The sequence below is a fragment of the Actinomycetota bacterium genome (genome assembly GCA_014360655.1).
Lineage (GTDB): Bacteria > Actinomycetota > Geothermincolia > Geothermincolales > RBG-13-55-18 > JACIXC01.
In genome coordinates this window covers 24,497-39,328 of sequence record JACIXC010000012.1, presented here as the reverse complement: position 1 = coordinate 39,328, position 14,832 = coordinate 24,497, and the positions used below count along the sequence as shown (strand labels likewise).

Here is a 14,832-nt window from a genome sequence, read left to right as displayed (position 1 = left end):
GCCATCTCGCCTTGCCCGTCGTTCTTCCGAATTCAGGCGGGTTCTGATCCTTGCATGTCATGGCGAGCGCAGCGAAGCCATCTCGCCGGGAAGAACAACTCGCCGGGAAGAACAACCGTAACATGTCATGGCGAGCGCAGCGAAGCCATCTCGCCTTGCCCGTCGTTCTTCCGAATTCAGGCGGGTTCTGATCCTTGCATGTCATGGCGAGCGCAGCGAAGCCATCTCGTGGGGATTCAATCTCATCTGGACCGATCAACGCTTTGAGATCCGACCCCGTGATGTTGCACGGCCGCGTGACCCGGGTGCCTGACCCTTGGTCCACCTCGCGCCGCCGGCGCGCCGAATGGACTATAATGTCACCATGCATGTTAGGAACCGGGCGCGACTGCGTTTTAATTGACTTGGAAATATGTGGTAGCAAAGGGTAGAAGAACCCTCGAACCGGAAAGCGGGGCACGGGCGACATGGATGCTGAAGCCGGAAAGAGAAAGGGCTTGAGCAGGAAGGTGCGCGGGGGCGTGGTGCGGGCGGTAGAGCTTTCGGTGAAAGCGGCCCTGAAGATCCCCGGCCTCAACAGGGTCCACCCTTGGTTGCGCGAGGACAAAACGGAAGCACGCTGGCTTCCCATCAACGCGGACATCGATATGCCCGGGAACGCTCCCCTTCCCCTGGCCCTCCTGGACCGTTTTATCGAGGAAGCATCCCACAGGGTGATCATCGACTACTGCGGCTGCAGGGAAGGATGGAAATGCCAGCGCTATCCGCGGGATATAGGCTGCCTGATGATGGGGGATTCCGCGATGGAGATAAAGCGCTTCCCCGGCCGCGAAGTGGGGGTGGAAGAAGCAAAGGAGCACGCCCGCAGGGCGGTGGACGCGGGGCTGGTGCCCATCGTGGGAAAGGTCAGGGTAGACAATTTCATCTTCGACGTCAAGGACAGATCCCGCATGCTCACCACCTGCTTCTGCTGCGAATGTTGTTGTATCACGCGTTATACGCGCCACGTGCCGCTGAAGTGGCTTGAGCCCCTGCAGCCCCGCCTGGAAAGCATTTCCATTAAGGTGACGGATGCCTGCACCGGTTGCGGCAGGTGCGCGGAGCGCTGCTACCTCGGGGCCATAAGCATCGAGGACGGGAGGGCGGTCATCGGAGAGCTCTGCCGCGCCTGCGGGAGATGCGCCACCGCGTGCCCCAGGGACGCCATCGAGGTGCGCCTCGAGGACCCCGAGTTCCTGGAAAAGGCCTACGAGAGTATCCGCGCCCACGTGAAATACGATTAATGCCATACCGGGCAGGAACTCGTCGGCAAATACGCCTTTACCTGGTGGGAGATCGCTTCGCTTCCCCCTGGGCCCACGCGGATCAACGCCATCGCGAGGGGTGAAGCCTAAGACTTCTCCGACGAGCACTGGCACCGGGTCATAGACGTCAACCTGTACGGGGTCGTGCATGGAGTGGCGGCGGCTTATCCCGTAATGGTCAGGCAGGGGTCAGGTCACATCGTGAACACCGCGTCGCTGGCGGGGTTGGTTTCCGCAATGGGCTTGGTACCCTACACCGCGAGCAAGTACGGCGTGGTGGGCCCGTCCAACGCCTTGCGCGTCGAGGGAGCGCACTACGGGGTGAAGGTGAGCGTGGTATGCCCGGGATTCATCCGCACGCCCATCTACGAGAGCGTTGAGCTGATGAAGGTGGATCGCGAGAAGATGATGAGGACGGCGCCCAGGGGCATGCCGACCGGGAAGTGCGCGCGGTGCTGCGCGGCATGGAGCGGAACGAGGCCATCATCACCGTGGCGGCCCCGGCGAAGGTGTTCTGGGCCCTACGGCGGCTTCAGTCCCGCCCTGGTGCGCGCGCTCTTCGCCTGGGGCCTGTCGAGGCCCATGCGCGCGATGAAAAGCGGCTGATCTCCTACTCCACCTGCACGCTCTCGGGAAGCTTCCTGGTGAGGATTTCCGCCGCTTCCGCCACCATCTCCTCCAGGACCTGGCCTGCGGGCTTGATGTCCTTGATGAGGCCTGAGACCTGTCCCGCGAAGGCCCCCACGTATTCTTCCTTGTTGGCCTTGATAAAGGCGGCGAGGAGGTAGGATGATACCAGCATCTGCAGGGGAAAGGGAAGGGGTTCCAGGCCGGACTCGTCCCAGAGGGTGTGGAACTTGCTGGTGATGGAACGCAGCGTCTTCCCCGTGAACATGGTGCTCACCCTGGTGTCCTCGTCGGTGGCCTCCACGATGTGCTTCTTGATGATATCCAGCGCTCCCGCCTCCTCGGTGGCCAGGAAACGGGTCCCCACCCAGACGCCGACGCATCCCATGGCCAGGGCGGCAGCGAGGCCGCGCCCGTCACCGATGCCCCCGGCGGCCAGCACCGGGACCGGGTAAGCCGCGTCGATGCAGGCGGGAACCAGGGCCATGGTGCCGATCCTCCCCGTGTGGCCGCCTGCCTCGTGTCCCTGCGCGACCAGGAGGTCGATACCCGACTGCGCCATGCGCCTGGCGTTCTTGGTGTTTCCCGTGATGGCCAGGACCTTGACGCCGTTGGCGTGGGCCTCCTCCACCATGAACCCGGGGTTTCCCAGGCCGGCGCAGAAGAGGGGGACCTTCTCCTCAAGGCAGACCTTGATGGCTTCCCGCGGCCGCAGGGTGGTGGTGTCCATCTTCACCACGATGTCCACCTCCGGGAGGTCGAGGTCAGACATGACCTTCCTTACCCAGTCCTGGTGGGACTGGGGCAGGGAGCGCAGGAGGTCGCTCAGCGGCGTCTCGCCGCTGCCGCCGCCCTCGTCCAGCTCCACGATGTTCTTGGGCAGCAGGATGTCCACGCCGAAGGGCTTGTCGGTGCGCGATTTGATCTCCCTGATGGCGTCTCGCATCTCCCCGATGGAATAACCGCTGGCTCCCAGAACCCCCAGGCCACCGGCCTCGGATACCGCCACCACCAGGTCCACGGGAGCCCCCGTCTCCTCACCCAGGAGGTTGGGGCCCATCCCCGCGCTCAGGACGGGATACTCGATGCCCAGCATGTCGCAGAGCCTGGTCCTCAATACCGGTTTGCCCATGGGACCCTCCTTTCCTCCCCGCAAACGAAGCCGCGGATACTATACGAGCTAGCCGTCAGACCCTTTGTAACAATCATACCCGTTTTCCTGCAGGAGCACATTACGGAACTTTGGGGGCACAGCTCAGGTCGACGTGACCGCACGCGGCTTCAAATTGCCATAATAACAATATTGACAATAATACTATATGGTGATATTATCAGTAATATCGGGAAGCACGGCCAGCAAGCGCACGAAGGAGGTTTTGGAGATGACGGGAGATGAGTACGCAGGAAAAAGAGGGGAATCTGGGGGCGAGGAAGGCCGGCGCGGAGAGCATCATGCTTTCCGAGGCGTTTTCTCGCCGCACGGGATGCGGACGGGCCGCTTTCCGGCGGGCATCATCACGGAGATGCGCGCTTTGGCGCCCGGCTCGTTCGGCCATCTCCTGAGGCCCGCGATCCTGCTCCTCCTGGCCGAGGAGTCCATGCACGGGTATGAGCTGGTGGTGCGCCTCAAGGAGCTCGGGGTGGCGAGGGCGGATATGGATCCCTCCATGGTTTACCGCATCCTGCGCATGCTGGAGCGCGCCGGCATGGCGACCAGCTCGCTCGATGACTCGGGAGCGGGGCCGGCGCGCAAGGTCTACAGCTTGACGCCCGACGGCATGGAGATGCTCGATCTATGGGCGGCGAACCTGGAGGAGACCATGCGTCTGCTCGATGAGCTGAAGGCACGTTACGAGGGCCTGGGACGAGGGAGAAAGCGGGCCGGCAAATAGCGCCGCGGCGCCGAGCATGCCGCCGGCGTCAACGCTTTCATGCATGCAAGGGTCACGAAAAAACGGTCCCCCTGTGCGGCGCCGGGCATGCCGCACGCGTCAGGGCTTTTCCCCGCGACGGATCCTTCTACGCGGATAAAGGTAGCCGACAGTGGCGAGGAGACCCATCATGGTCACGAAGACGAGTATCACCGCCCCACCGCCGCCACACGGCGGGACCACCTTGAAGGCTGATGCCAGCCTGGCCCGGCTCCCGTCAGGGTTGATGACCACCACGTCGTAGGTGCCCGGCGCCGCTCCCCATAATCCCACGCTGCAGGTCAGGTGCCCTTCCGACTGCACCTTGACGTTCGAGGCCGCGATGACCGTGCTCCCCATCTCCAGGCGCACCGAGGCTCCACTTTGAAAGCCCGAGCCGGAGATGTCGTTGATGTACTGGCTCGGTGTATACTGGTACGCCTGGCGTGGCGAGACGGCGGTCACCTTCACCCTGTCCATCCTGATGATAACCGGCGTCTTGCCTATGGCCAGCCCGCTCACGGTAAGCCTTCCCTCTGCGTCCCGCGCCGTCCCCGGCACGGGAGTCTCCGTGGCGTCAAGGGGAGCGACGGAGACGGGATCTGCGAAGGAGGGGTCGTTCACCTGCAGGGAGAGCGTATCCGCCTGGTCGTCCGCTTTCCATGCCGCAAGGACGAGGTCCCCATCCTCCATGCGGAAGCAGTGCGCCTCAAGGGTCGCGGGTCTGGAGCAGGTGAAGGAGACCACCCCAGACTCCCTGGCCACGGCGGGCCCGAACACCTTCATGAAGGTCGCGTAATATCCCAGGGATGGCTTGGGGTTGAAGTTCCTGTCCACGAGCCCGTAGCGGTCGATCTCGCTCTCCCAGGTGTCCCGCAGGTTGAACCAGATGACCCGCTCCACGTCGGTGCCCGCGTAGTTGATCATGGTGCGCAGCAGGTAGGAGGCCTGCGTCATCTCATCGACGCCCGGGGGTACGCCGGCGCAGGTGGTCCACCCCACCTCGGTCACCCATACCTGCAGGCGCCTGCTGCTGTATTTGGCCACCAGGTTATGCACCCAGTCGACGATGAGGCGGCAAAGCCTCTCCTTGGGCCAGTAGGTCGCCTCCGGCGGCTGCCCCTCTTCCCCGATGGTCTCCGCGTAGGGGTGATAGGCGATGGCGTCCACGTAGGCCGCGGCTCCCAGCTGGAGGCACTTGTTCAGGTAGTTGGGGTCCAGCCCGGCGACGCCGCCCATGACGATGGTCGCAGAGGGATCCGCCGCCCTTATCTCCTGCGAGGCGGCGGCGAGCAGGTTTACGTAGGCGGTGTAATCGGGCGCCGGCTGCCAGAAGGCGTGGATGTTTTCCTCGTTCCATATCTCCCAGGCGGGGACCCTTCCCCGGTAGCGGGAGACCACGGTGCGCACGTAATTCCTCCAGGCGCCCATGTCCGTGGGGGGAAAATTCCAGCGGTTGCCGCCGTTTGCCCAGGGCGGGGAGGTGCCCAGTATGCCGAGGATAGAGATACCGCGCGCCTCCGCCTCGTCCACCAGGCGGTCTGTGCCCGTGAAGTTCCACGCCCCCCGGTTGTATTCCAGGTCGAACCAGGCGAAGTCGCAGCGCAGCCAGCCGATGCCCGCGCCCCGCACCACGTCGAGCTCCGCGTGCATGTTGGACGGGGGATAGAGCTTGATGTGGCTTGACTGCGTCCCGAAGCGTTGCCCCACCGTCCCGCCGGCGATCACGCTCGCCTGCGGGGGAAGGGGGGAGACGGCGCCTGCCGTCGTTGGCGCAGAGAGAAACGGGAGGAGGGAGAAGAGCAGCAGGGCGATCAGGAATCTTCGGGATACGGCACGGGCGTTTTTTCCACGCTCTTTTCTTGAGGGATAGACCGCCCTTACCTTCATCGTCCACACCCCCTGGCAACCGGCATACATCAACTCAATAAGTATATAGCCAGGCAGGTCGAAAATCAATCGCTTCCCTCACCATCCCGAAACGGGTGAGGACGTTCCGCTACCGCATTCCCACATTACGCAGGCATTTTCCCCTCTTCTTCATGAGTTGCCAGCCCAGGTAGGCGTATACGGCCTGCAACATCGCCCTGCCCAGCTCGAACACGACCTGCCCAGCTCGAACACGATTCTCGCAACCTTATCCTCTATATCCTCTATCCCCTTCGCTTCGGAGGCCAGAAGTAGTGCCATGGTTCCCAGATCGAACATTTGGGAAACCACCCCTTTCTTCCTGTCTTTGCTTGTTTTGCCGGGATGACAGGGCGTTACCTCAGTCCTATTCGACCCTAAGACACCAGCCGAAACGTCGCAGCATCCCGGCCTCGCGGCGTTTTAACGCTTACGCCGCCCGGGTATAATACCGCTTGCGGGAAGGATGCGTATGGAGGTGGTGCACGATGGCGGCCTGGGTGTGTAAGAAGTGCGGATACGTGAGGGACTCCCGCTGCAAGCCCAAGAAGTGCCCGAATTGCGATTCCCAGGGTTCCTTCGATAAGAAGGAAGGCAAGGAAAAGTAGGCTTTTGCGGGAAGCGTACTCTATCGAGTTTGACGCGGCGCAGGCCGTGCGGATAATGAAGCCATTCCACGCAGGGGCCTGCGATTAGGCGGTCGGTGTCAACCCTCACCTTCTTTCTCGCGTAGCGCTCGCAGGCATTCCTCGAGCTCCTCCACCCTCGAACGCAATTCCCTTATCTCCTCCTGCAGCTGCAGAACCATGCGCACGCCGCGCACGTTTAGTTTCTCCTCGTCCATCAGCTTGTGCACGGTGCGCAGGGTACGGACGTTGTTGTTGGAATAGAGGCGGGTGTTTCCCTCCGTGCGTCCCGGGCGCACCAGCCCGGCGTTTTCATAACGCCGCAGGGCGCTGGGCTCGCAATTGAGCATGCGGGAGACTACCCCGATGGTGTAGAGGGGCTCGTCGTCCGTTCCCTCCACGGGCTGCGCCGTCGCTTCCTCGCCCTTTTCCCTCTCTTCCATGGCTTTTCTATATTACTTATTAGATTATATGTCAACATTAAATGAAAAGGTTGACAGGATATATTATAAAATCTAACATATAAAGTTAAGTATCTGCATGAAACCCTATATCGGGAGGTGATAGAGAGTTGCGCAATCCCGGACGGTGCGAGAGGTGCGGCAGCGTGGGATCGATAGAGTTCGACATGTGCCAGGTCTGTCTTTACGATTACTCCTCCGTGGAAGACGACCCTGGTTTTTCCCTCGTTTCGCTGCCTGCGTACGCATCGGAGGCCCGCGCAGACGGTGCCGTGGAAGATCGTCGAGAAAGCGAGAGGGAGGTCGTGTTCTCCGCCTGATGATCACCTTCACTGCGCGGAAGGTCCTCCTGCATCGCTGACCGCTCGTGGAAGAACCAATTGGGGCACGGTCAGGCCGGGGGTCAAGAAGGGGCGAGGGCCCCTTTTCTTTTCCGGGGTCACGCACTTCTGGAGTAACGTACCGGGTGCACCCGGGAGAGACGGAGTGGAGCCTGCTCGCGGAGACGGGGGTCACGCACTTCTGGAGTAACGTACCGGGTGCACCCCCTCCTCATCCTCTCTGACTACGTGGAAGCGGCGGCCTGTTTGACGGCTTGTGCGGTGCATGGACGGTGAGGGAAAACCCACACCCGCACGTATTTATTATCGAAGGCATCGAAGAGGGGAGAAGCAATAACATGGCCAGGCCGGGCGCGAATCCTCATGTGCGGGTTCTGGGGATGATAGGGCGGTCATATCCCCACGGAGCTTGTGCCGCGATGGGCCTTGACGGGGTCTCACGGCGCAGGGTACCGAGAACCCTATCAGCCCGTTCGGAAAGGCGTTCTGCGCTGCGGTACAGCCGGTATCCTCGCCTGGAATCATACATCATTGAGCATTTTGTTCTTTTCTGCTACAATAGAAAAACCTTTCAGGAATATTCGTGGATCCCTTGCAGGGAGGGGAGGCATGGGCGATCGTTGCGAAGAACCGGGCGTCCGCCGCATCGAGGAATTCTACAGGATACACCACCGCTCGCTCTGCAATTTCTTCGTCCGTAAGGGCATCGATCAGGGGGTCGCCGAGGACCTGACGCAGGACGTTTTTCTGCGCGTGTTGCGTAGCGGCAGGGAGATAACCGGGGACGACTACGGACGTAACCTGCTCTACCGGGTGGCCCAGAACCTGGTTATCGACTATTTCCGCAAAAGCAACGGTTCGCTGCGGTTCAAGGTCGTATCCCCGGAGGAGCTGGGAGAGGAGAACGGCAGGCGGGAAAACGGGGATCACGACCCCGAGGAACTGTACCTGAAGAACGAGGCGATCGCGGGCGTGAGGGAAGCGATGTCACGTCTTCCGCGGCGTTATGCGCAGGTCATCATGCTGAAGGAATACGGCGGCCTTTCCTACCGGGAGATAGCCGCCCGCATGGGTACTACGGAGAAGGCGGTGGAAAGCCTGCTACACCGTGCTCGGAGTCACCTGAAAAAGGACCTCGTGGAGAAGGAGGGGCCGCAATACGGCTGGTGGTCCTCCTTGCTTGTAAGCCTGCATCACGCGGGAAGCAGGATCGCCGCGCGCTTTCTTTCCGCGCTTTCCAGATGCGCCGAATGCGCGGGTTCATGGTCGTGGGGCATCCCGGAAGCGGCCAGGTCATGGAACGCGCTTTTGGTCTTTATCCTGGCGGGCTCCCTGGTGGGAGCGGGGGTCATGACCGCGTCGCATTCGCAGAACGAAGGGGTGAGGGAGAACGCAAGAGAGGCATACGCGGCGGAACGGCTTCCCGAGGATGTGCCTCCCCTTTCCGAAAAGCAGGTCGTTGTCGCGGCTCCCGCAGCAAAGGGACCCGAGAGGCCTGAGGCTCATGCCCCGGAGGATTCGCCCGCCGTGACGCAGGCCAAGGCGCCGGAGGCGTCGGCAGGGGAGGAAGACGTGTCGGCCGCGGAAGGGTTCTGTCCCCTGCGGTCGCTGGTCGCCGGGGGTTGCGAAGCGGCGCGCTTCATCGCGGAGAAGAGCGGCGCTGCCGCGGATCTCTTATGTGCCCTGGGGGGTTACGTTACGGGTTTCATCGCCGAGCCGCTGCTTCTCCTGTGCGCTTTCACGGGGATGCCTGACGAGCTCGTTTCCTCCCTGGAGAGCGTCGCGCGCCTGGAGACGCTGCGGGCATGCATCCGGGAAGCGGTACGGAAAACGGTTGATCTGACCTACAAGGTGGAAAAGACGCTGACGGGCGTCGAGGCAGAACGGCCCGGGGGCGTCGTGCCCGCGGGCGTTCCCGGGAACGGCGGGGGCGATACCGGCGAGGCCGGGGCGGAAGCCCCCGCTGTCGCGACCTGCATTGAGGATAAGGCGGGAGGCGGGAAAGCGCCCTCCGAGGCGGAAAGGCGTCCCAAGGCCGCAACCGGGAGGGAGCCGGATAAAAGGGACGCGCAGACCGTATCCACGCCTCGGGCTTGCGGGGGCGAAAGGACTCTGCTGGAGAAGGCGTCGGCGGGCATCAACGGGCTCGTGCAGGAGGCCGCCCGGACGCTGCGCGAGCTTCTGTCCCGGCGGTAAAGGTGACCAACGGGCGCCCCGACCTTGCCCGGCAAGCGCCTTTAAGAAAGACGCTCATCCCGTAAACACGATTGGGGGATCATGCATGCCTGGGCTCGTGCAGGGGACCGCCCGGACGCTGCGCGAGCTTCTGTCCCGGCGGTAAAGGTGACCAACGGGCGCCCCGACCTTGCCCGGCAAGCGCCTTTAAGAAAGACGCTCATCCCGTAAACACGATTGGAGGATCATGCATGCCTGGGCTCGTGCAGGAGGCCGCCCGGACGCTGCGCGAGCTTCTGTCCCGGCGGTAAAGGTGACCAACGGGCGCCCCGACCTTGCCCGGCAAGCGCCTTTAAGAAAGACGCTCATCCCGTAAACACGATTGGGGGATCATGCATGCCCGGTGTCTGCAAGGGATGGCCGATGGTCGGGTTTCCGGCAGGCCGCCGGGTTCCGGTTGCCAGAAGGATCACCCGTGCCTTCTCCCTGGAAGGTGGCGGGAAGAAACGCCCCCGGCAGTGGGGTGAGGGTTGGGGGGCCCTCGTTCGTATATAGAGAAGGATAGAGAACGCGAGGCAATCGCATAGGCCGGCGACAAGTCAAGGACATCCCCAGAATCGGGGCGCTCCGTACTTCAGAAGGGACCGTCCGGCGCCCGGGGCGGTCCCTTCCCCTATCTCCCCGGCACGCTCCGTCGCCGCCCCCGGCCGTCTTCGGGGCGCGTTTCGCCGGCGGAGCCGGACACGCGAGGGCATAGGCCGTCCCCGGGGATCGCGCATTGCGTCAGCCTTTTACCGGGGCCCGGCACGATTCGTGAGGCGGGAGGGGGGGTGTGCGCGGCCGATAACGGAAGATCCGCGTATAACGGGTTCCTGCCGCTGACGCGGACGCATTTCCAACATCCATAAGATGGACGATGAGAAGGCCCGTGATTCCGGTATAATGTGGATTGTCGCGAAGAGCGGGATCTACCGAGCGGGGGGAAAGATGACCGCCATTTCCATCCGGGGGTTGCGGAAGCACTACGGCGACGTGAGGGCCGTGGACGGCGTGGACCTTGACGTTGAGGAACACGAGATCTTCGGCATCCTGGGCCCCAACGGGGCGGGCAAGACCACCACGCTGGAGATGGTGGAGACCCTGAGGGAGCCGGATGCGGGTGAGATAACGGTCATGGGCCTGGACGTGCGCAGCCAGGCGCGCGCGGTGAAGGAGATCATAGGCGTGCAGCTGCAGACCACCGTTTTTATCGAGGAGCTCACCGTCTGGGAAACCCTGGACCTGTTCGGATGCTTCTACCCGCACTCCCTTCCTACAAAGGAGCTCATCGAGCTGGCCGAGCTCAGGGAGAAGGCGAAGTCGCGGGTCAACGAGCTTTCGGGCGGCCAGCACAAGCGTCTCTCCATCGCCCTCGCCCTGATCAACGACCCCAGGATCGTTTTCCTCGACGAGCCCTCGACGGGCCTCGATCCGCAGGCCAGGTTGAGGATCTGGGAGATCGTGGCGCGCCTGCGGGAGCAGGGAAAGACGGTGGTTCTCACCACCCATTACATAGAGGAAGCGGAGAGGCTGTGCGACCGCGTGGCCGTCATGGATCACGGCAAGATCATCGCCCTGGGCAGCCCCAGCCGCCTCATCGGTGAATTCGTGCCCGAGAGCACCATCACCTTCCGCCTGCAACCGCCGCTGGACGTCGCGTTGATAAGTCGCATCGGGGGTGTCATGAGCGCCTTCGCCGACGATGACCGGTTCCACGTGGTCACCTCGTCGCCCCAGGAGACCCTCGTCGGCATATTCGCCCTAGCGCACGAGAAAGGCTCGGAGGCGGAGGAGATCAACATGCGGAGGGCGTCCCTGGAGGACGTCTTCCTCAAGCTCACCGGGAGAAGGATCAGGTCATGAAAAGCTTCCTCAAGATCTTCCTCTACGACCTGAAGATAACCCTGCGGCAGAAGGAAGCGCTCTTCTGGCTGCTCGCCTTTCCCGTCGTTCTCATGATCATACTGGGAGTCGTCTTCGGCAGTGCGGGAGACATCAAGCTGCACATCGGCCTGGTGGACCTCGACGGGACGGAGATGAGCCGGGCCGTCGTGCAGGCTTTCCAGGGCATCGACGCCCTCGAGGTATCGGTGGGGAGCGAGGACGAGGAGAGGGCGGCTCTCAGGGACGGAGACAGGAACGGCGTGCTCATCATCCCGGCGGGGTTCTCGGGGCGGGTGACCTCCGGGGAGGCTTCGGAAGTCACCATGGTCGTCAACCAGTCGGAGGTGACCACGGCCCAAATAACCTCGTCCACCCTGCGGGGCATCGTGGGAGAGATGGAGCGGGTGATGTCGGGGGTTCCTGACCTGATAGAGGTGAGGGAAGAAGAGGAAAAGGACGTCAAGGACTTCGAATACATCGATTTCATGATCCCCGGGATCCTGGCCATGGTGATCATGTTCGGTGGGATGACGGGTTATTCCCTGGAGATCGCGACCTACCGCGAAAAGGGCATACTGCGCCGTATAAAGGTTTCCTCCTTGCGCCTGCCCGTTTTCCTCGCGGGCGGCATCGCCTCCGTGCTGGTCTTCTCGCTGTTGCAGGCTGCCGTGCTCCTCACGTTCGGGTCCCTGGTGTTTCGCTTGAGGATAAGCGGGAATTTCCTCTACATGGCCGTCCTCGTGCTCCTGGGTGCCTCCTCCTTCCTGGCATTGGGCTTTCTCGTGGCCTCCCTGACCAAGAACGCCCGCAGCGCGGGCCTGGCCGCACAGGCCATCGCTATGCCCATGATGTTCCTCTCCGGCATTTTCTTCTCCGTGGAATGGGTACCCGCACCCGTGCGCATCATCGCACATTGCCTGCCCCTCTACTACCTCGGGGACGGGCTGCGGGAGGTGATGATCAATTCCGCGTCGCTAGCCGCGGTGTGGCTGGACCTGGTGGTCCTGGCAGGCGTGGGCCTGGCGGCCTTTGCTGCCGCGGCGCGCTTCTTCCGCTGGGAGTGACGGCCTTTTCATGCAGCGGCCGGGCGGTGGTCAGGGGATGGTGAAGCGGAAGACGGAGCCGCCGCCCTCGCGCGCCTCATACCATATTTTACCACCATGTCCCCTGACTATCTCGCGGGCTATGAAAAGGCCCAGGCCCATGCCGGTGGAGGAATGGTGCCGGGAGTCCTCGAGCTGGTAGAAGCGCTCGAAGATGCCCTCGCGCTCTTTTTGCGGTATGCCGGGCCCGCGGTCCTTCACGGAGAAGATCGCCCCGCCGTCGTGCGGGAGCACCTCGACCTCGATCTCGGAACCGGTGGGGGAGTAGTTTATGGCGTTGTCCAGGAGGATGACGAGCACGTCCGAGAGCTTGTCGGGGTCTGCCTGGATGAGGAGCGGTTCCTCCGCCATGGAAAGGAGGAAACGGTTCTGCGCGCCTCTTTCCAGCATCTGGGCGATGGAGGACTCGACGGCGCTCCTGGCGTCCACGGCGCTCTTTTCCACCACGAACTCCCCCCTCTCTATACGGGAGAGGTCGAGGAGGTCGTTGATGGTCTTGGCCATCTTGTCGGCCTTCTTGTTTATGATGCGGATCTTCTCCATCTGCATGTCGTTAAGCTCCATGAGGTCCCCGCAGACGAAGGCATCCGCGTAGCCCTTGATGATGGAGAGCGGCGTGCGCAGCTCGTGGGAAGCGATGTCCACGAAGTGGCGGATGCTCTCCTCGTAGGCGCGGCGCTCCTCCTCGATGGTTATGGCGCGCGCGAGCATGCCGAGGAAACCGATGGTCTCCGCGGTGAGGTCGTTCTCTTCCGGGGCGAAGCAGCAGAGGCAACCCAGCGCGCTCTCACCCAGGCGCACGGGAAGGGCTGCCAGGTAATGGAAATCACCGCCGCCGAGAAAAGGATCGCGGGCCGCCCTCGCCTCCTCCGCGTCGTTCAGGATGACGGGCGAGGCGAAGTCGGAGGAGATGAGGCCGAAGGACAGGAAACGTTCCGGCTCCTCGGGGGCGAAGAAGCCGTCGCCCCTGCGTGCCGGCGAAAAACACTGGAACCTGCCCTTGTCCAGCCTGCAGTAAGCAAGGCGGCAGGTGCCCAATACATCGTTTCCCGTGGAGACGACGTTCATGATGTTCTCCAGGGGATCGGGCCCCAGGTTGAGCAGGCAGCGGTTAAGGGCCTCCAGTCTTTCTTCATTCCTCTTCCGCTCCGTGACGTCGCGCACGATGTTGATGATTTCCACCACTTCCCCCTGCCGGTTGAAGAGGGGTGCCCCGGTGACATCGCCCACGAGCACAGTGCCGTCTTTGCGCAGGAATCTCAGCTCGGCACGGGCGATCTCTCCCGCGAACAACCTCTGGTTGTTGGTGAAGCCGGTCTGGTAATCATCCGGGTGGAGGATGCCCAGTTCGAAGATGTTGTGGCCCAGCAGTTCCTCCGGGCGGTATGCGATCAGTTCGCATCCCCTGCGGTTGACGCCGGTGAGTTTGAGCTCCGCGTCATAGGTGAAGACGGCGTCGCCCGAATGGTCGAAGATGAGCCGGTAACGTTCCTCGGATTCCCGCAGCGCCTCCTCCCAGAGGTGACGATCCGTCACGTCGCGGGCGAGGATCACCATCCCGTTCACCGCGGGGCTGTCGAGCAGGTTGTTGGCAGCGGCCTCGAAGTAACGCCAGGAGCCGTCCTTGTGGCGGATGCGCACGTTCGCGTAGCGGGTGATCCCCGGTCGGCCGGCGGCGAAGGCGAGTGCCGCCGTGCTGTCCCCTATATCGTCCGGGTGGGTGAACTCGAAGAGGTTCCGCCCCACCAGCTCCTGGGGCTCGTAACCGATTACCTCGCGCGTGGACGGGCTGGCGTAACGAACGGTCCCCTCCCGGTCGAGGACGGCGACGATGTCGGAGGCGGCCTCTATGATGGAACGGAAATACTCCTCGCTGCGCTTCAGTTCCTCCCGGAGACGGACCTGCTCGGTGATGTCCCTGGCGTTGATCACGATGCCGCGCACCACGGGATCGTGGAGGAGGTTGTGCCCCACCGCCTCCATGTGCCTCCAGGTCCCGTCCCGGTGTTTCACGCGGCAGGTGACGTTTCTGGAAAAGCCGCTCCGCGCCGCGCCGCGCGCGAAGAAGTCTATCACCCTCGCCACGTCATCGGGATGCAGGTAACCGAAGGATGATGTGCCGACCACCTCGTGGGGCTTGTATCCGAGCGTTCGTTCCACGGAGGGGCCCATGAAGAGTACCTTGCCCTGCGCGTCCGTTACGAAGATGAGATCGAAAGAGTTGTCGATGAGGGAAGCGAAGTATTTTTCGGGAACCTCTTCGCCGTGGAGATGCGGCGGGGTGCCTTGAGGGGGCGCAACTCCCTCCCCGTCGCCGTTCCGGCGGCGGGAGTCGCACCCGCCCTCTCCCTCCTGTCCGGCCTCTTCGGCAAGTCGTCTGCGGCGGCCGAAAGCGGCCGGAAACCCCGCCTTGCGTGAGCCGCCTTTCTCTTTTCCCATGCCCCACCTGTTTCC

12 protein-coding genes are annotated in these 14,832 nt (G+C 62.9%); 8 read left to right on the top strand and 4 right to left on the bottom strand.

The genetic code is table 11. From position 1 onward, the window contains the following. Positions 1-467 precede the first annotated feature (467 nt). Both H5T73_09135 and H5T73_09130 read left to right on the top strand, forming a co-directional pair. Positions 468-1,283: a 4Fe-4S binding protein gene (locus H5T73_09135; protein ID MBC7247928.1), complete on the top strand. Its 816-nt coding sequence runs from the start codon at positions 468-470 to the stop codon at positions 1,281-1,283. 141 nt (positions 1,284-1,424) lie between these two features. Then, on the top strand, positions 1,425-1,910 hold the full coding sequence (locus H5T73_09130; GenBank protein ID MBC7247927.1) for an SDR family oxidoreductase: 486 nt from the start codon (positions 1,425-1,427) through the stop codon (positions 1,908-1,910). A gap of 4 nt (positions 1,911-1,914) precedes the next feature. Here H5T73_09130 and H5T73_09125 read toward each other — a convergent pair whose 3' ends face one another. Next, on the bottom strand, positions 1,915-3,063 hold the full coding sequence (locus H5T73_09125) for a nitronate monooxygenase (GenBank protein ID MBC7247926.1): 1,149 nt from the start codon (positions 3,061-3,063) through the stop codon (positions 1,915-1,917). 391 nt (positions 3,064-3,454) lie between these two features. On the opposite strand from H5T73_09125, the gene H5T73_09120 reads away from it, so the two are divergent. Further along, positions 3,455-3,823, top strand: coding sequence for a helix-turn-helix transcriptional regulator (locus H5T73_09120; GenBank protein ID MBC7247925.1), 369 nt, complete (start codon positions 3,455-3,457; stop codon positions 3,821-3,823). 99 nt (positions 3,824-3,922) lie between these two features. Here the strand turns inward: H5T73_09120 and H5T73_09115 are convergent, their stop codons facing one another. Next, complete coding sequence (locus H5T73_09115) at positions 3,923-5,731, bottom strand: cellulase family glycosylhydrolase (GenBank protein MBC7247924.1); 1,809 nt, start codon at positions 5,729-5,731, stop codon at positions 3,923-3,925. A 506-nt stretch (positions 5,732-6,237) separates the two neighbouring features. On the opposite strand from H5T73_09115, the gene H5T73_09110 reads away from it, so the two are divergent. Continuing rightward, on the top strand, positions 6,238-6,357 hold the full coding sequence (locus H5T73_09110) for a rubredoxin (protein MBC7247923.1): 120 nt from the start codon (positions 6,238-6,240) through the stop codon (positions 6,355-6,357). A gap of 98 nt (positions 6,358-6,455) precedes the next feature. On the opposite strand, the gene H5T73_09105 is transcribed toward H5T73_09110, so the two are convergent. After that, entirely contained in the window at positions 6,456-6,818 is a 363-nt protein-coding gene (locus H5T73_09105; protein ID MBC7247922.1) for a MerR family transcriptional regulator, read from the bottom strand. A gap of 164 nt (positions 6,819-6,982) precedes the next feature. Between H5T73_09105 and H5T73_09100 the strand changes: the two genes are divergently transcribed. The 4 genes from H5T73_09100 (at position 6,983) to H5T73_09085 (ending at position 12,339) form a co-directional block, all read left to right on the top strand. Then, positions 6,983-7,156 carry a hypothetical protein gene (locus tag H5T73_09100; protein MBC7247921.1) on the top strand — a complete coding sequence of 58 codons (174 nt, stop codon included), beginning with the start codon at positions 6,983-6,985 and terminating at the stop codon, positions 7,154-7,156. Between the two features lie 630 nt (positions 7,157-7,786). Then, the gene (locus tag H5T73_09095) at positions 7,787-9,373 is read left to right on the top strand and encodes a sigma-70 family RNA polymerase sigma factor (GenBank protein ID MBC7247920.1); all 1,587 of its coding nucleotides are present in this window, start codon (positions 7,787-7,789) and stop codon (positions 9,371-9,373) included. Positions 9,374-10,339: 966 nt separating this feature from the next. Continuing rightward, entirely contained in the window at positions 10,340-11,254 is a 915-nt protein-coding gene (locus tag H5T73_09090) for an ABC transporter ATP-binding protein (GenBank protein MBC7247919.1), read from the top strand. Further along, complete coding sequence (locus tag H5T73_09085; GenBank protein ID MBC7247918.1) at positions 11,251-12,339, top strand: ABC transporter permease; 1,089 nt, start codon at positions 11,251-11,253, stop codon at positions 12,337-12,339. Before H5T73_09090 ends, H5T73_09085 begins: the two co-directional genes overlap by 4 nt. Positions 12,340-12,369: 30 nt before the next feature. Here H5T73_09085 and H5T73_09080 read toward each other — a convergent pair whose 3' ends face one another. Then, positions 12,370-14,817: a PAS domain S-box protein gene (locus H5T73_09080; protein MBC7247917.1), complete on the bottom strand. Its 2,448-nt coding sequence runs from the start codon at positions 14,815-14,817 to the stop codon at positions 12,370-12,372. Positions 14,818-14,832: the final 15 nt, after the last annotated feature.